General features: G+C 67.6%; 13 protein-coding genes. 4 read left to right on the top strand and 9 right to left on the bottom strand.

Going from position 1 to position 15,647, the window contains the following annotated elements:
• Positions 1–12: 12 nt before the first annotated feature.
• Both hyi and gcl read right to left on the bottom strand, forming a co-directional pair.
• Positions 13–795 carry a hydroxypyruvate isomerase gene (gene hyi, locus SFB74_RS24540; RefSeq protein ID WP_432726936.1) on the bottom strand — a complete coding sequence of 261 codons (783 nt, stop codon included), beginning with the start codon at positions 793–795 and terminating at the stop codon, positions 13–15.
• Between the two features lie 20 nt (positions 796–815).
• A complete protein-coding gene (gene gcl / locus SFB74_RS24535) occupies positions 816–2,606 on the bottom strand; it encodes a glyoxylate carboligase (RefSeq protein WP_432726934.1) in 1,791 nt (596 codons plus the stop codon).
• 111 nt (positions 2,607–2,717) lie between these two features.
• Between gcl and SFB74_RS24530 the strand changes: the two genes are divergently transcribed.
• Positions 2,718–3,620: a LysR family transcriptional regulator gene (locus SFB74_RS24530; RefSeq protein ID WP_432726933.1), complete on the top strand. Its 903-nt coding sequence runs from the start codon at positions 2,718–2,720 to the stop codon at positions 3,618–3,620.
• 9 nt (positions 3,621–3,629) lie between these two features.
• Here SFB74_RS24530 and SFB74_RS24525 read toward each other — a convergent pair whose 3' ends face one another.
• The 7 genes from SFB74_RS24525 to sctQ all read right to left on the bottom strand — a co-directional run bounded on the left by SFB74_RS24525 (position 3,630) and on the right by sctQ (position 11,161).
• Positions 3,630–5,129: a carotenoid oxygenase family protein gene (locus tag SFB74_RS24525; protein WP_432726932.1), complete on the bottom strand. Its 1,500-nt coding sequence runs from the start codon at positions 5,127–5,129 to the stop codon at positions 3,630–3,632.
• A gap of 19 nt (positions 5,130–5,148) precedes the next feature.
• Positions 5,149–5,586 carry a DUF2141 domain-containing protein gene (locus SFB74_RS24520; protein WP_432726931.1) on the bottom strand — a complete coding sequence of 146 codons (438 nt, stop codon included), beginning with the start codon at positions 5,584–5,586 and terminating at the stop codon, positions 5,149–5,151.
• A 126-nt stretch (positions 5,587–5,712) separates the two neighbouring features.
• Entirely contained in the window at positions 5,713–6,828 is a 1,116-nt protein-coding gene (locus SFB74_RS24515) for an AI-2E family transporter (RefSeq protein ID WP_432726930.1), read from the bottom strand.
• Between the two features lie 161 nt (positions 6,829–6,989).
• Positions 6,990–7,697 (bottom strand): GntR family transcriptional regulator, encoded by a 708-nt coding sequence (locus SFB74_RS24510; protein ID WP_432726929.1) that lies wholly within the window; start codon positions 7,695–7,697, stop codon positions 6,990–6,992.
• 32 nt (positions 7,698–7,729) lie between these two features.
• A complete protein-coding gene (locus SFB74_RS24505; protein WP_432726928.1) occupies positions 7,730–9,061 on the bottom strand; it encodes a C4-dicarboxylate transporter DctA in 1,332 nt (443 codons plus the stop codon).
• A gap of 296 nt (positions 9,062–9,357) precedes the next feature.
• The gene (gene sctR, locus SFB74_RS24500) at positions 9,358–10,017 is read right to left on the bottom strand and encodes a type III secretion system export apparatus subunit SctR (RefSeq protein ID WP_432726927.1); all 660 of its coding nucleotides are present in this window, start codon (positions 10,015–10,017) and stop codon (positions 9,358–9,360) included.
• Between the two features lie 28 nt (positions 10,018–10,045).
• Positions 10,046–11,161, bottom strand: a complete 1,116-nt coding sequence (gene sctQ / locus SFB74_RS24495) for a type III secretion system cytoplasmic ring protein SctQ (RefSeq protein ID WP_432726926.1) — start codon at positions 11,159–11,161, stop codon at positions 10,046–10,048.
• Between the two features lie 315 nt (positions 11,162–11,476).
• Between sctQ and sctV the strand changes: the two genes are divergently transcribed.
• Genes sctV through sctC form a run of 3 tightly spaced genes read left to right on the top strand, consistent with a single transcriptional unit; the run spans position 11,477 to position 15,647 of the window.
• A complete protein-coding gene (gene sctV / locus SFB74_RS24490; protein WP_432726924.1) occupies positions 11,477–13,552 on the top strand; it encodes a type III secretion system export apparatus subunit SctV in 2,076 nt (691 codons plus the stop codon).
• Positions 13,553–13,602: 50 nt separating this feature from the next.
• Entirely contained in the window at positions 13,603–13,869 is a 267-nt protein-coding gene (sctS, locus tag SFB74_RS24485; RefSeq protein ID WP_432726923.1) for a type III secretion system export apparatus subunit SctS, read from the top strand.
• Positions 13,866–15,647 (top strand): type III secretion system outer membrane ring subunit SctC, encoded by a 1,782-nt coding sequence (gene sctC, locus SFB74_RS24480; protein ID WP_432726922.1) that lies wholly within the window; start codon positions 13,866–13,868, stop codon positions 15,645–15,647. The genes sctS and sctC overlap by 4 nt, the downstream gene beginning before the upstream one ends.

Here is a 15,647-nt window from a genome sequence, read left to right as displayed (position 1 = left end):
GATTTCATTCATTCATTGCTGCGTGAGCGCCTGGCGCCAGCCGAGGCCCTCGACCGTGGTGGCGCGGGGCTTGTATTCGCAGCCGATCCAGCCGTCGTAGCCCAGCGAGTCGATGTGCTGGAACAGCCACGGGTAGTTGATCTCCCCTGTGCCCGGCTCGCCGCGGCCCGGGTTGTCGGCCAGCTGGATGTGGCCGATCTGCGCGAGGTGCTTCGTGAGCGTGTTGCCCAGCTCGCCTTCCGTGCGCTGCGCGTGATAGATGTCGTACTGCACGCGCAGATTGGATGAGCCGACTTCCTCGATCAGCGCCAGCGCCTGGTCGGTGCGCGTGAGGAAGAAGCCCGAAATGTCGAAGGTGTTGATGGGCTCGATCAGCAGGCGCAGGCCCGCTGCCTCCAGCTCGCGCGCGGCGAGGCGAAGGTTGGCCACCACCGTCTTGTGGGCCGCGTCCCTGTCGACGCCCGCTGGCACCTTGCCCACGAGGCAGTTGACCTGCGGGCAACCGAGAGCGGTCGCGTAGTCGATCGCCACGCCGATGCCTTCGGCGAACTCGCCGGTGCGGTCGGGATGGCAGGCGATGCCGCGCTCTCCCTTGTCCCAGTCGCCGGCGGGCAGGTTGTGAAGCACCTGCTGCAGGCCGTTGTCGCGCAGGGCGGCGGCGAGTTCCTTCTTCTCGAAGGGGTAGGGGAAGAGGTACTCCACTCCCTTGAAGCCGGCCTTGGCGGCGGCCTCGAAGCGCTGCATGAAGGGCAGCTCGGTGAAGAGCATCGTCAGGTTGGCTGCGAACTTGGGCATGTCTTTTCTCTTCCTTCGTCTCAGTCGAGCAGCGCCGCGACGGCGGTGGGCGCGTCGGCGGGCGTCTCGGCCAGCGGCTCGAACTCGGTGATGTTGTCGATCTCGGTGCCCATCGCGATGTTGGTCACGCGCTCCAGCATCACCTCGATCACCACCGGCACGCTGAACTCGGCCATCAGGGCCTCGGCGCGGCGGATGGCCGGTGCAATTTCTTCCTGCCTGTTCACGCGGATCGCCTTGCAGCCCAGGCCCTCGACGACCTTCATGTGGTCCACGCCGTAGCTGCTCTCGATGCCCGCGTCGGGCGCCGCGTTGATGTTGTCGAACGCGAGCTGCACGCAGTAGTCCATCTCGAAGCCGCGCTGCGCCTGGCGGATCAGGCCGAGGTAGGAGTTGTTGACCACGATGTGGATGTACGGCAGCTTGAACTGCGCACCCACGGCCAGTTCCTCGATCATGAACTGGAAGTCGTAGTCGCCCGAGAGCGCGACGATCTTGCGCGTGGGGTCGGCGGCGCGCACGCCCAGGGCCGCGGGAATGGTCCAGCCCAGCGGGCCGGCCTGGCCGCAGTTGATCCAGTGGCGCGGGTTGTACACGTGCAGGAACTGCGCTGCGGCGATCTGCGAGAGACCGATGGTGCTCACGTAGCAGGTGTCGTTGCCGAAGTTGTTGTTCATGCACTGGTACACGCGCTGCGGCTTCATCGGCACTTCGTCGAAGTTGGTCTTGCGCAGCATGGTCTTCTTGCGCTCGATGCACGCCTTGGCCCACTCGCGGCGGTCGGTCAGGCGGCCGGCGGCCTTCATTTCCTCGGCCACTTCGACGAAGAGTTCGAGCGCGGCCTTGGCGTCGGAGACGATGCCGAAGTCGGGCGTGAACACGCGGCCGATCTGCGTGGGCTCGATGTCCACGTGCACGAAGGTGCGGCCCTTGGTGTAGACGTCGACGGAGCCGGTGTGGCGGTTGGCCCAGCGGTTGCCGATGCCGAGCACGAAGTCGCTGGCGAGCATCGTGGCGTTGCCATAGCGGTGGCTGGTCTGCAGGCCGCACATGCCGGCCATCAGCGGGTGGTTGTCGGGAATGGAGCCCCAGCCCATGAGCGTGGGGATCACCGGCACGCCGGTGGCCTCGGCGAAGCGCACCAGCAGGTCGGACGCGTCGGCGTTGATGACGCCGCCGCCGGCCACGATCAACGGGCGCTCGGCCGCGTTGAGCATGGCGATGGCCTTCTCGATCTGGGCACGCGTGGCGGCCGGCTTGTAGGGCTTGAGCGGTTCGTAGCTGTCGATGTCGAACTCGATCTGCGCCATCTGCACGTCGAAAGGCAGGTCGATCAGCACCGGGCCCGGGCGGCCCGAGCGCATCAGGTGGAAGGCCTGCTGGAACACCTGCGGCACCTGGCCCGGCTCGCGCACCGTGACCGACCACTTGGTGACGGGCTTGGAGATCGATTCGATGTCCACCGCCTGGAAGTCTTCCTTGTAAAGGCGTGCGCGGGGCGCCTGGCCGGTGATGCAGAGGATGGGGATCGAATCGGCCCAGGCCGAGTACAGGCCCGTGATCATGTCGGTGCCCGCCGGGCCCGAGGTGCCGATGCACACGCCGATGTTGCCGGCCACGGCGCGGGTATAGCCCTCGGCCATGTGCGAGGCGCCCTCAACGTGCCGCGCGAGGATGTGAGCGATGCTGCCGCGCTGGCGCAGTGCCGAGTACATCGGGTTGATCGCCGCGCCCGGCACGCCGAAGGCCTGCGTGACGCCTTCTTTTTCCATCACCAGAACCGCGGCCTGGACCGCTGTCATCTTTGCCATCTGAGTCTCCTTTGGGATGGGCTCACTGTAGGAAGCGGGGCGGATTCCAAGAAGACGGCTGCGGACCATAAAACCTATTCCAGGTTGGAATAACTGACTACGATCCGGCCCATGGACAGATTGCTGGCAATGGAAATGTTCGTGCGCGTGGTCGAGACGGGAAGCTTCTCGAAGGCCGCGCGCGAGTTCAACACCACGCAGCCCACGGTGACCAAGCAGATCGCGGCCACCGAGGAGCGGCTGAAGGTGCGCCTGCTCAACCGCAACACGCGCGGCGTGAGCCTCACCGAGCCGGGCGCGCTCTACTACGAGAAGTGCAAGACCATCGTGCGCGAGGCGGAGGAAGCCGACAGCATCGTGCAACTGCGGCAGACCCAGGCGCAGGGGCTGCTGCGCGTGGGCACCTCGGTGGCCTTCGGGCGGCGCGTGGTGGTGCCGCTGGCGCTCGAGTACATGAGCCGGCATCCGCAGGTGCAGCTCGACCTGAGCTTCGAGGACCGCTACGTGGACCTCATCGCGCAGGGCATCGACGTGGCCATCCGCATGGGCAAGCTGGCCGACTCGTCATTGGGTGCGCGCTACCTGGGCGCCAACCCGTGGGTGATGGTCGCCTCGCCCGCCTACCTGAAGAAGCACGGCACGCCGAAGCGCGCGCAGGACCTGAGCGCGCACGTGGCGCTCATCTACAGCAGCGTGGTGGGCGACGAGTTCTGGCGCATGCACACGCCCAGGGGCGAGCCGGTGACGGTGCCCGTGTCGGGCCGCTTCCGCTCGAACAACCTCTCGGCTGTGCTGGCGGCGGCGCGCGACGGATTGGGCATCGCGCTCATGCCGCGCTACGTGGCCAGCGACTCGCTGGCCAGCGGCAAGGTGCGCGAGGTGCTGGGCGACCATGCGCTGCCCGAGCAGGAGATCCACGCCGTCTTTCCCTCGCCCAAGCTGGTGCCGGGCAAGGTGTCGGGCTTCGTGGCCTTCCTGCAGGGGCGTTTCGACGAAGGCTGGTGGGCGGCCTGAACTTCTTTTTCAGGCGCTCACGAAGGCGCCGTGCAGGCCCAGAGGAAGGGCGTAAGGCAGCGTGGCCTGCGCCACCGGTCCGGCAGCCAGGTTGTCGGCCGCGAAGCACGACAGCACCGTCTTCTGCTTTCCGAAGTCGAACGCCGTGCCCAGCACCCAGCCCGGCTTCGAGCCGTCGGGCACGAAGACGTGTTCTTCCACCATGGCCTGCGCACCGTAGCTGTAGCGCTGGCTGCGGCCGGTCTCGACGTCGGTGCGCGCGATCGCGCCGAAGCCGGGCAGGTCGCGCCGGATCTGCGTGGCGTGCACCACCTGGCGATGTCGCAGGCCGACGCGGCGCGGGTCGATGCGAGGGAACTCGGCCTCCTGCGCCAGTGCCGTCTGCGTGGCCCGGCCGGAAGCCAGGTTCAGCGTGGCGACGGTCAGGTGCGGCTCGGTGGTCTTCACGCGGCGCGCGCGCATCACTTCACGGTTGCTCGTGAACACCGAATCGGCGTTCTCCGAGCGCACGTAGTCGATGTGGATCTGCGTGCCGCGCGGCGTGTCTTCCTCCCAGGCGTTGCCGACGTGGAACAGGAAGCCGGCCGGCAGCGCGAGCATCTGGCGGCGTTCCCAGTTCTGCTTGTCGATCACCAGCGCGCGCATGCCGAGTTCGGGCCGCCAGACGTGCGCGTCGAGAAAGGTGGCGCCGGCTTCCTTGCGCTTGCCGTCGTAGACCAGCGGCGGCAGCAGGAACACCAGGTGCCGCTCCGTCACGGCGAAGTCGTGGACCATCGGCATGTCTGCCACCGGCACCACCGCTGCGCGACGCAGTGCGCCTTCGGGTGCGATCTCGTACAGCGCCAGCAGGCCCTGGCCGGAGCTCACGCCGAAATTCCACACCGTACCGTCCGGATCGACCTTGGGGTGGGCCGAGAACGGCATGCCCGCGAGGTCGGCGCGCCAGGTTTTCACGCCCAGCGTGTCGAGCGTGCGTGCGTCGACACGCGTGGCCGAGCCGCCTTCCCACAGCGCCAGTACCTCGCCGGCCATCGGCAGCACGCTGGTGTTGGCGACGTTGATGCTGTCGGCCGAGGTCGGCGGCTCGACGCCCGGCGGCGTGGTGCCGAAGGCGTCGAAAAGGCGGCGGCCGGCCTTCGTTTCTGCCACGCGCTTGGGCGTGGCGACATAGCGGCCCTGGTGCCACACATCGGCGCCTTCGATCACGAAGCGATGGACCATGCCGTCGCCATCGAACCAGTGGTGGTAGCGCTCGCCGCCCAGGTCATGGCCGGCCGGGCCGATGCGGAACAGCGTGCCGGCCACGGCATCGGGGAAGCGCCCGCGCACCGTCGCGCGGGTCAGCGGGAAGTCGCCGGACGGCGTGGCGAAGCCGTTCTTCCAGGGGGCGCTCGAGGCTTCGAACTGGGACTGCCAGTCGTCCGCCGTGCCGGCTGCGCGCGCCAGCGGCGCAAATAGGGGTAGGGCGCCGGCCGAAGCCAGCAGGCGCAGGAGTTCGCGTCGTTCCATGGCGGTGCTCCTTTTCTTCTCAGTGCAGGTGGATCACGGTCTGCATGTCGGCATCGACGCTGATCGCCGCCGCCTCGAAGCCGGGCGCCGCGCGGTTGCCCTTGGCGTCGTTCGAGAAGCCGTAGCGCTCGATGGGCATGCCCATGAGGTTGGTGTCGAGCTTGCCGTTGCCGTTCTCGTCGGCGAACACGCGCAGCGCGTAGCGCCCGGGCGCCAGCCCAGTGAACACTAGGCGGGCCTTGCCGTCGCGCATCGGCGCGGTCTGCGAGGCCACGGGCTTTCCGTCCGCGTAGCTGGCGGCGTCGCCGTATACCGCGACGTAGAGCGTGGCGTCCGCGGCCGGACCGTCGGCGACGCTCAGGCTCAGGTCGGCGGCAAGGGCGCCGAGGGGCGCGAGGATCGCGGCCGCGCACAGGGCGCGCACGGCGGGGCGAAGCGGGAGAAGGCGGAGTTGCATGACGGGCCTCTTTGGTTATGGAAGGCCCGACGATCCCGCAGGCCGGGCGCGGTGCCCAGCCTGATGCGACGGAATGCGGGATTGCGCGCGCGAAATGCGCGCGGCGGGGAGCGGACGGCGGGCGCCTCAGCTGGCCTTGTCGTCCTTGGCGCCCTGCGTGGCCTGCGCGCCTTCGGGCTGCTCGTGCCCGGCGCCCACGTGGCCGGAGTCGGCGAAAAGACCCCATGCCGCCATGAACAGCGCCGCGATCACCGGCCCGATCACGAAGCCGTTGATGCCGAAGATCGCCATGCCGCCGATGGTCGACATCAGAACGATGTAGTCGGGCATCTGCGTGTCCTTGCCGACCAGCACGGGGCGCAGGATGTTGTCGACCAGGCCGATCACGAACACGCCCACGAAGATCAGCACGCCGCCTTGCCAGAAATGCCCCGTGGCCAGGAAGTAGATGGCCACCGGCCCCCAGATCAGCGCCGCGCCCACCGCGGGCAGCAGCGACAGGAAGGCCATCAGCACCGCCCACAGCAGCGCGCCCTGCACGCCCAGGAACCAGAACGCCAGCCCGCCGAGCGCGCCCTGCGCGACGGCCACCGCCACGTTGCCCTTCACGGTGGCGCGGATCACGGTGGTGAACTTGTTCAGCAGGTAGTGCGTGTGCGGCTTGGCCAGCGGCACCGCGTCGCGCATCGTCTTCGACAGCGTTGCCCCGTCGCGCACCAGGAAGTACAGCAGGTACAGCATCACGAAGAAGCTGACGATGAAGTCGAAGGTGTTCTGTCCAATGGCCAGCGCCTGGCTCGCGATGATCTGGCTTGCCTGCCCGGCGGCTGCCGAGATGCGCGCCTGCCAGGCCGCCATGTCGCCGAGGTTGAAGCGCTCCACCAGGTTCAGCAGCCACTGCGGCGAGGCGTCGAGGATCTGCTGGAAATAGGCCGCGAAGTTGATCTGGCCCGAGCGGATGCTCTGCGTGACCAGAGCGATCTCCTGCACCAGCGAAACCCCCACCATCGCCAGCGGCAGGATCACGATGAACAGGCAGATCGCCAGCGTCGACAGTGCCGCCGCATTGGGCTTGCCGCGCATCCGCTTCAGCAGCCGCTTGTACAGCGGCGTGAACAGGATCGCCAGCGCCACGCCCCACAGCACCGCGCCGAAGAACGGCATCAGCACCCAGAGGAAGGCGACGGTCACGGCGGCGAGAAGGGCGAGGAACACGCCGCGCTGGAGTTGGGGTGAGTTCATAAGTGTCTCGGACTGTAGCCGAGCCGGAACCCACGGCCGTGTCAGCGGGTGCGCCCTTGTGCGCCGCGGTAGTTTTGGGTGGCCGATTCGCCTGATGTGCGCGCCGGTATTGCGCCGGGTGCTGCCAATTCGATAGCGCTGCGCGGAATTAATGCACAGCCTCAGCGCCGCGCCCGCGGCAGCGCCACCGGCGCCAGCGTGGCCTTGAGCCTGCTCGGCGCATCCTGCTCCGCGGCTGCATCCACCTCCAGTGCGCGTTCGACATTGCCAATGTGCTCCAGCATCAGCTGCCGCGCCCCAGCCGTGTCCCCAGCTTCGAGCGCCGCGACGATCGCCTCGTGCTCCGCACAAGACTGCCCGGCCTCGTGCTTCGACTGGTAGAGCGTGGCCGCCAGCGTGGTGCGCGCCGTGAGGTCGCGCAGCACGTCGACCAGCAGCTGGTGCCCCATCTGCTCGGCCAGGCAGACATGGAAGTCGGCCAGCAGGAAGGCGCGCGTCGCGGCGTCGGCGCCCTCGATGGCGCGTTGTTCGTCGGCGATGTGGTCGCGCAGCTTGCGGATCACCTTCGCGAGCGGCCGGCCTTCGCTGGCCTCGAGGATGCCGGCCTCCACGATGCGTCGGGCCGAGAAGGCATCGCGCGCTTCCTCCGCAGAGGGCTCCACCACGTACCAGCCGCGGCGCGACTGCACTTCGACGAAGCCGCGCGCCTGCAGCTGCATCAGCGCTTCGCGCACCATCGTGCGGCTCACCGAGAAGTTCTCGGCCAGCGCCTGCTCGCCGAGCCGCTCGCCCGGTGCGAGCTTCTGCGCGAGGATGGCCTCGACGACGCGTTCGGCAATGACGGTGGGGCTGACGTCGGGGGTGGGCATGTCGGTGGTCCGGGTGCTTTCGCTTTTCTCTTTCAGTGGCTTGCGGTGTTTACCACGGGCACTGGCGCGGCCTCGGTTTCTGCCAGCGGCTCGTCATCGGGAGAATAGTTGCCGTCGAGCACCGCATGGGCGCGTTCGCGGTCGATGTCGCCTTCCCAGGCGGCGATGGCCACGGTCGCCACGCAGTTGCCGATCAGGTTGCCCAGCGCGCGGGCGATGCCCATGAACCAGTCGACCGACAGCACCAGCACGAGCCCGATGGCGGGAATAGCCGGAATGGCGTGCAGCGTGGCCGCCAGCACCACGATGGCCGAGCCCGGCACGCCGTGTGCGCCCTTGGAGGTGACCAGCGCGATCGCCAGGATCGTCAGCAGGTCTGCCATCGAGATCGGCGTGTTGGTGGCCTGCGCAATGAACACGGCCGCCAGCGTGATGTAGATCGAGAAGGCGTCGAGGTTGAACGAGTAGCCCGTGGGAATGACGAGGCCGACCGTCGAGTCGCGGATGCCCATGCGGCGCAGCTTGGCCATGACCTGCGGCAGCACGCTGTCAGACGAGGTGGTGGCGAAGACGATGGTGAGCTCTTCGCGCAGGTAGCGCAGCAGCTTGATCAGGCTGAAGCCCGACATGCGCATCACCGCCCCCAGCACCACGAACACGAAAACCAGCACCGCGCCGTAGAAGAGCGCCACCAGCATGCCCAGCTGCTTGAGCGAGCCGATGCCGTATTGCCCCACCGTGAACGCGATGGCGCCCAGCACGCCCAGCGGCGCGAGCTTGATGATGATGCCCATGATCTTGAAGAGCACCAGCGAGGTTGCGTCGATCACCGCGGCCACCGGCTTGCCGCGCTCGCCCAGCAGCGTGAGCGCGCAGCCGAAGAGCACCGCGAACAGCAGCACCTGCAGCACGTCGCCGGTGGCGAAGGCGTTCACCACCGTGGTCGGAATGAGCTTCATCAGGAACTCGACCGTGCCGCCGCTCGTGAGCTTGTCGGCGTTCGACGCGTAGGCGCTCATCGCGGCCGGGTCGAGCTTGGACGGGTCGACGTTCATGCCCGCGCCGGGCTGGAACACGAAGGCCAGCACCAGGCCCATCGCCAGCGCGATGGTGGTCAGCACCTCGAAGTAGATGAGCGACTTCACGCCCACCCGGCCCACGCGCCGGAGATCTCCCGCGCCGGCGATGCCATGCACCACCACGCAGAACACCAGCACCGGGATGATCATCTTGATCAGCTTGATGAATCCGTCACCGAGCGGCTTGAGCTTGGCGGCGTACTCGGGAGCGACCAGCCCCACGAGCACGCCGAGCACCAGCGCGATGACCACCTGACCGAAAAGCGACTTGGCGAAGCGGGGCATGAGGATGTCTCCTGTCTGTCTTGTCTGGGTTTTGCATGCAAGAGATGCCGTGTCTTGCATGCAAGAAATGTAGGCAAGAAGACCTGAGGGCGTCAGAGGGTATTCCCGGGCCTATCCGGGATGGAAATGAAGGCTCGGGCGGGGAGATAGGGGGGTGGAAGGGCTGCAAGCCCTGTAGGGATTCGGGCTTCCGCATCCCGCGTGGAAGCCGAACGAAGCACCGGTGAACGGGCTCGCCCGCTCACCCGATGCCGATGGCGTGGAAGACGCTCTTCGGGCCGACGCCCCCGATCACTTCAACGGTACGACAGCACCAGCCCGTGCACCAGCCGGGTCCAGCCGTCCAGCATCACGAACAGCAGCAGCTTGAACGGCAGCGAAATGGTGGTGGGCGAGATCATCGACATGCCCAGCGCCAGCAATACCGTGGCGACGATCAGGTCGACCACGACGAACACGAGATAGATGATGAAGCCGATCTGGAAGGCGCGCGTCAGTTCGCTGAGCGTGAAGCTCGGCACCAGCACCATGAAGTCGTCGTCCCTGAGCTGCTCGGCACGCGCCTTCGGCCAGATGTTGGCTGCCGACTTCAGGAAGAACTGCCGCTCGCGCTCGTGCGTGTGCTTCTGCAGGAACTCCTTCACCGGTGCCTTGGCCGCGTCGACGACGGCCATGATGTCGCCGAGCCCTTCGCCCTTGGCGCCGAAGCTGCGACCGCGCAATGCGTCGCCGATGTCCATGCCCACCGGCGCCATGATGTAGACGGACAGGATGATCGCGATGCCGTTGAGCACCATGTTGGGCGGCGTCTGCTGAAGGCCCAGCGCAGTGCGCAGCAGGCCGAACACGATGACCAGCTTGGTGTAGCTCGTCACCATCAGCGCCACGAACGGCGCGATGCCGAATGCGACGATCAGCGCGACCAGCGTGAGGGGTTCGGGGAGTCCGCCTTGCATGGATGTGGCCCGGGTGCGGGGCTGCCCCTCAGACTTCGCCCGGCGCGAACTCCGACACGCGCACGCCCAGACGATCGCCCACCGCGACGAGATAGCCCTTGCCCAGCACGTTGCCGTGCGCAAGGATGCGCACCGGGCTTCGGTTGAGCGGATGGCCCAGGTCGAAGACATGGCCGGCGCGAATGCTCTTGAGTTCGCCCAGCGACACCGAGAGGTCGCCGACCTCGAAGCGCAGCGTGACCTCCAGAGCGTCGAGCCGGTCTATCGGCAGGTTGGCGTTGTCCGCGGCATCGCTCGCGAGGGCAGGTGTGTCTGGCTTCATGGCACTGTCTCTGGATTGCTGGATGGTGATGCGCGAGCCTTCGGCAAAGGCGGAAAGATGTCGCCCCGCAGGGCCCCCGAGCTCGGCCGTCACCACGATGGCGGCCCCCGAGGAACTCCACTGTTCGATGCCGACGATGTCGCCCGGACGGATGCTGCCGACCTCGCGCAACCGGATCGGCGTGCTGCCGAGGCGAAAGCTCACAGGCAGGCGCAGCGCGTCGAAGGCATCGTCCGCATGAGCCTTGTGGCGCGAGCCGGTGGCCGCCGGCAGCAGCGTGTCCAGCGTGACGGCGTCCTCGAACTGCACGAAGCCTCGCAGCACGGCGCTGCCTTCGAGGGGCATCGCGACGAAGAAGGCGGCGCGTTCGGGGTCGCAATGCAGCGGCGTTGCCTGCTGGCCGCGCTCATGGGCCTCGCGGGCTTCCGCTTCCGAGGGCTGCCATTCGAAGTGAAGACGCAATGCCTTCTCGAGTGCGTCGACCAATGGATGCAGCGCATCGGCGAGCAGGATGTAGCGCAGGTCGCGCGGCAGCAGGTCGATGCGGCGCTCGCCCAGCAGCGACTGAAGGCTCGGCGTGTCCACCGCGAGATGGCCGACATGCGCGCCGAGCCTGAAGCGGAAGCTCTCGCGCGCCGTGTGCCCGAAGGTCTCGTCATGGTGCCAGCGGATGCGGTAGCGCGCACCGCGCGCGACAGCCATGTCCGGTAGCGGCGCCGCACCGTACAGGCGATTCAGTGCGCGCACGCTGGTGGCATCGGCACGCGGCAATGCGCGGGCTTCGTCGAGCTCCGTCACCACGTCAGCCCCTGTGTTCGGCATGCACGCTTTCGTTCGATACGCGGATGCGGGTGGCTCTACTTTTTGTCACCTTCTTCATGCCTCGGAGCAACGCGAGTCAGTTCGCATCGGGACCGGCAGCTTAGCCAGACGCGTTGCGCGAAGGTAGTCCGCAAACACGTAGTGCCGCGCACGCCACACACGCCGGCCATCTACGAAAACTCGTTGTTGCCGCGAATGGACGGCGGCGCATAGAGTCCGTCGCGACGCGATTCCCCGCGATCGAAAACGAAGCGAAGCAATGCGATGCGACCTGCATCGCGCGGCGCTTCGCAAAACCCGCAAGACAAAGACGCCATGGCGAGTTCTCCGCGATCCTTCTCAACCTACCGTGGTGGCGTGCGCGACCTGCTGGGCAGCGCCGGCCGCTACAACGACCTGCTGCTGGCGGCTCTCCTGGTTGTGATCGTCGCGTTGTTCGTGCTGCCGCTGCCGACGCCGCTGCTCGACCTGCTGATCGCGAGCAACCTCGCCATCAGCCTCGTGCTGCTGATCGTGGCGATGTACGTGCCGTCGGCGCTGTCGCTGTCGACCTTTCCTTCGCTGCTGCTGTTCACCACGCTGTTTCGCCTTGCGCTCAACATTGCATCGACCAAGCTGATCCTGCTGCATGCCCATGCGGGCCACATCATCGACACCTTCGGCAAGCTGATCGTCGGCAACAACGTGGTGGTCGGCGGCGTGGTGTTCCTGATCATCGCGATCGTGCAGTTCATCGTGATCGCGAAGGGTTCGGAGCGCGTGGCCGAAGTGGCTGCGCGGTTCGCGCTCGATGCGATGCCGGGCAAGCAGATGAGCATCGACGCCGACGTGCGCGCCGGTGTGCTGTCGTCCGCGCAGGCGCAGAAACGTCGCCAGATGCTGGAGCAGGAATGCCAGCTCCATGGGGCCATGGACGGCGCCATGAAGTTCGTCAAGGGCGACGCCATCGCGAGCATCGTGATCGCGCTGGTCAACATCCTGGCGGGTATCGCCATCGGCACGATGATGCACGAGATGAGCCTGAGCGGCGCGCTGCAGCGCTACGCGATCCTCACGGTGGGCGATGGCATGGTTTCGCAGATTCCGTCGCTGCTGGTGTCGATCGCGGCCGGCATCGTCATCACGCGCGTGAGCACCGGCGAGCGCCGCGACACGCAGCTCGCCAGCCAGATCGGGCAGCAGCTCATGGCGCATCCGCGCGCGCTGATCATCGCGGGCCTCGCGGTCGCGAGCTTCCTCATCGTGCCGGGCTTTCCGAAGTGGGTGTTCGGCCTGCTGGCGGCTGTGCTTCTGGGCCTGGGCTTCGCGGTGCGCATGCGGCGCAAGAAGAACCAGACGCCGGGCTGGATCTCGCACCGCGAAGGCGACGCCAGTGAGGATGTCGACGACGGCGATCACGCCATCGCCGCGCCTCTGGCGGTGCGTTTGTCCAGCGGCCTGCGCGGCGGCGTGGACCGCCATGCGCTCGACCTGCATCTGGCCAGGGTCAAGACCTCGGTCGAGTCCGACCTCGGCCCCGTGTTCCCGCGCCTGCAGCTCGCGTACGCGGACGGCCTTGCCGAGCATGGCTATCAGGTTCTCGTGCACGACGTCGCCGTGACCCAGGGCACGCTCCGGCCCGGATGGCGGATGCTCGATCCGGCCGAGGCCGCCGCGCCGCCGGCCGGCGCCGAAGTGGCGGAGCCCTTCGGCCCGTTCGCGCGGGTGGTCTGGGTTCCGGGCGAAGCGGACGGCTTCAGGGCCTGGAACAACGAGGAAGTGGTCGGCCTGCACCTGGACCACGCGGTGCGCGGCAACGTGCGCGAGCTCATCGGCCTGCAGGAAGTGCAGCGCCTGCTGCATTCGGTACAACGCGATGCGCCCGAGCTCGCGGCCGAGGTGTCGCGCGTGGCTTCGGGCCAGCGCATCGCCGAGGTGCTGCGCAGGCTGCTGCAGGAAGGCATTCCGATCCGCAACCTGCACGCGATCTTCGAGTGCCTCGCAACCTGGGCACCCAAGGAGCAGGACGCGATTGCGCTGACCGAGCTGGTGCGCATCGATCTCGGGCGCTACATCACCAGCCGCTACGTGGGGCCGAACCGGCAGCTCGAGGCCATCCTGTTCGAGTCCAGCCTGCTGGAGCGCGTGCAGAACGCCATCGAGCGCTCGCCGCGCGGCAACCTGCTGCTGCTGAGCCCGGCGGTCACGCAGGACATCCGCGAGCAGGTGCGCCGCATCCTCGGCTCGGCGGCGACCCGCGTGGTGGCCATCGCGTCCTCGGACGTGCGCCGCTACATCAAGACGCTGATCGAGCCGGTGGCACCGCTGCTGCCGGTGCTGTCCTACCAGGAAGTCGACGAAGACGTGGCCCTGCAGCCGGTGGGCTGGGTCACCAATCCGCAGGCCCATTGATCTCGATGAACCTCCCATCGCCTTCGAAGGCGCACCACAAGAAGAACGCCATGACTCCGCAGAACATCCTGGACATCACGCGCGAGGGCCTGCTCCTCGTGCTGTGGATCTCGCTGCCGGTAGTGGCAGTGGCCACGCTCACGGCCCTCGTGGTGGCCGTGCTGCAGGCCGTGACCCAGGTGCAGGACCAGAGCATCGGCCAGTCGATCCGGATGATCGCCGTGATGGTCGCGATCATCGCCACCGCGGGCTGGATGGGGCGCGACGTGATGCGCTTCGCCGAGCGCGCCATCCAGACGCTGAGTTCCCTGCCGTGAAGAAGTACTTCCCCGACATGCTCGCTCCGCGCCTGAAAGCCTTCTGCCACCGCCGTTTCCTGCTGTGGGTCTGCGCCGCGCTCGTGCTGCTGGCGGTGCAGCCGCAGGGTCGCGCGGCCGAACTGCGCTGGAGCAACCGGCCGTTCCAGATCGTTGCCAACGAGAAGCCCCTGGCCGATTTCCTGCGCGAGCTGGCCTCGTCGCAGAACGTCACGGCGGTGATCGATTCCAAGGTGGCCGGCGTCATCAGCGGCAAGTTCGCGGGCTCCGCGTTGACCACGCTCAACAGCGTGTGCGCGGTCAACGGGCTGACCTGGTACTTCGACGGCGCCTTCCTCTTCATCGACCTGGCCTCCGACGCGAAGAGCGAGGTGCTGCCCATCGCCGCCGAGAACGCGGGGCGCATCGCCGAGACGCTGGTGCGCCTGCACATCTCCGACGAACGCTATCCGCTGAGCATCAGCGAGCGCGACGCCAGCGTGTACGTGACCGGCCCGCGCCGCTACGTCGAGATGGTGCGCCAGGCGGTGAAGCTGGCCGACCAGAAGAGCGCGATGGCCGAGGGCGCGGAGATCCGGCTGTTCCCGCTCAAGTACGCCTGGGCATCCGATTTCCGGATCAACCGCTCCGGCAAGGAGACGGTCATCCCCGGCGTGGCCAACGTGCTGCGCAGCCTCTATGGCCGTGCCAGCGGAAATGCCCCGTCGGGCAGCGGCGGCCCCCGGGGCATGAGCGGCGGCATGTCGCTCGGGCCGAACCGGCAGATCAAGCTGCGCAGCGGCGAGACCATCAACGCGCCCAAGGTCGAGATCGCGGGCGGCGGCGGCGATGCGGCAACGCAGGGCGGCATTGCGAATATCGCCGGGGGCGAGCTGCCCCAGTTCCAGGCCGACACGCGCATGAACGCGGTGCTGGTGCGGGACATGCCCGACAAGATGGCGCAGTACGCGAAGCTGATCGAGTCGATGGACGTGCGCCCGCGGCTGGTCGAGATCGAAGTGACCATCATGGACATCAGCTCCGACACGCTCAACAGCCTGGGCATCGACTGGCGCCTGCATGGCCGGCACGCCGACTTCCAGACGGGCCGCGGCGATCGCGGGCAGCTCACCTGGGGCGGCACGGGCAGCGAGGCCGGGCAGATCGGCAGCTCCGACGGCTCGGGCAATCCGCTCACGCCGCTGGGCGGCATGTTCACCGCGGCCATCGGCAACAGTGCGCGCAACTACCTGCTGGCCCGCGTGACCGCGCTGGCCACCAACGGCAACGCGAACTTCGTGGCCCGCCCCAAGGTGATGACGCTGGACAACACCGAGGCCGTGCTGGAGAACCTCAGCGAGTTCTACGTGCGCGTGGACGGCTTCCAGGATGCGGGCCTGTTCAGCATCACGGCCGGCACCGCCGTGCGGGTGACGCCGCTGGTCATCGACGAGAAGGCCTCCCGCGGCGTGATGATGTCCATCGACATCGTCGACGGCGACCTCAGCCCGATGTCGGTCGACAAGATTCCGATCGTGCGGCGCCGCACCGTCAACACGCAGGCGCTTGTCGAGGAGGGCGCGAGCCTTCTCATCGCCGGCTACTCGTCCGAGGAGAAGAGCAATGCCGTCACTGGCGTGCCGCTGCTCAAGGACATTCCGGGCGTCGGCGGACTCTTCCGTTCGACCGAGAAGAAGCAGTCCAACATGGAGCGCTTCTACCTGCTGACGCCGCGCCTGGTGCTGCCCGGCGCCACGGCGAACGTGCCGACGCTGCCCTTGCCGGAAGTGGGAGGCTGA

Origin of the sequence: Variovorax xiamenensis (genome assembly GCF_050916385.1) — a bacterium.
In the GTDB taxonomy this organism is placed as follows: Bacteria; Pseudomonadota; Gammaproteobacteria; order Burkholderiales; family Burkholderiaceae_C; genus Variovorax.
The sequence above is the reverse complement of the archived record's forward strand: the minus strand, read 5'-3'. Positions and strand labels throughout refer to the sequence as shown.

Excerpts from the sequence above, each read along its gene's own strand:
- hyi (WP_432726936.1), bottom strand. The coding sequence starts at position 795 with ATGCCCAAGTTCGCAGCCAACCTGACGATGCTCTTCACCGAGCTGCCC.
- gcl (WP_432726934.1), bottom strand. The coding sequence starts at position 2,606 with ATGGCAAAGATGACAGCGGTCCAGGCCGCGGTTCTGGTGATGGAAAAA.
- SFB74_RS24530 (WP_432726933.1), top strand. The coding sequence starts at position 2,718 with ATGGACAGATTGCTGGCAATGGAAATGTTCGTGCGCGTGGTCGAGACG.
- SFB74_RS24525 (WP_432726932.1), bottom strand. The coding sequence starts at position 5,129 with ATGGAACGACGCGAACTCCTGCGCCTGCTGGCTTCGGCCGGCGCCCTA.
- SFB74_RS24520 (WP_432726931.1), bottom strand. The coding sequence starts at position 5,586 with ATGCAACTCCGCCTTCTCCCGCTTCGCCCCGCCGTGCGCGCCCTGTGC.
- SFB74_RS24515 (WP_432726930.1), bottom strand. The coding sequence starts at position 6,828 with ATGAACTCACCCCAACTCCAGCGCGGCGTGTTCCTCGCCCTTCTCGCC.
- SFB74_RS24510 (WP_432726929.1), bottom strand. The coding sequence starts at position 7,697 with ATGCCCACCCCCGACGTCAGCCCCACCGTCATTGCCGAACGCGTCGTC.
- SFB74_RS24505 (WP_432726928.1), bottom strand. The coding sequence starts at position 9,061 with ATGCCCCGCTTCGCCAAGTCGCTTTTCGGTCAGGTGGTCATCGCGCTG.
- sctR (WP_432726927.1), bottom strand. The coding sequence starts at position 10,017 with ATGCAAGGCGGACTCCCCGAACCCCTCACGCTGGTCGCGCTGATCGTC.
- sctQ (WP_432726926.1), bottom strand. The coding sequence starts at position 11,161 with ATGCCGAACACAGGGGCTGACGTGGTGACGGAGCTCGACGAAGCCCGC.
- sctV (WP_432726924.1), top strand. The coding sequence starts at position 11,477 with ATGGCGAGTTCTCCGCGATCCTTCTCAACCTACCGTGGTGGCGTGCGC.
- sctS (WP_432726923.1), top strand. The coding sequence starts at position 13,603 with ATGACTCCGCAGAACATCCTGGACATCACGCGCGAGGGCCTGCTCCTC.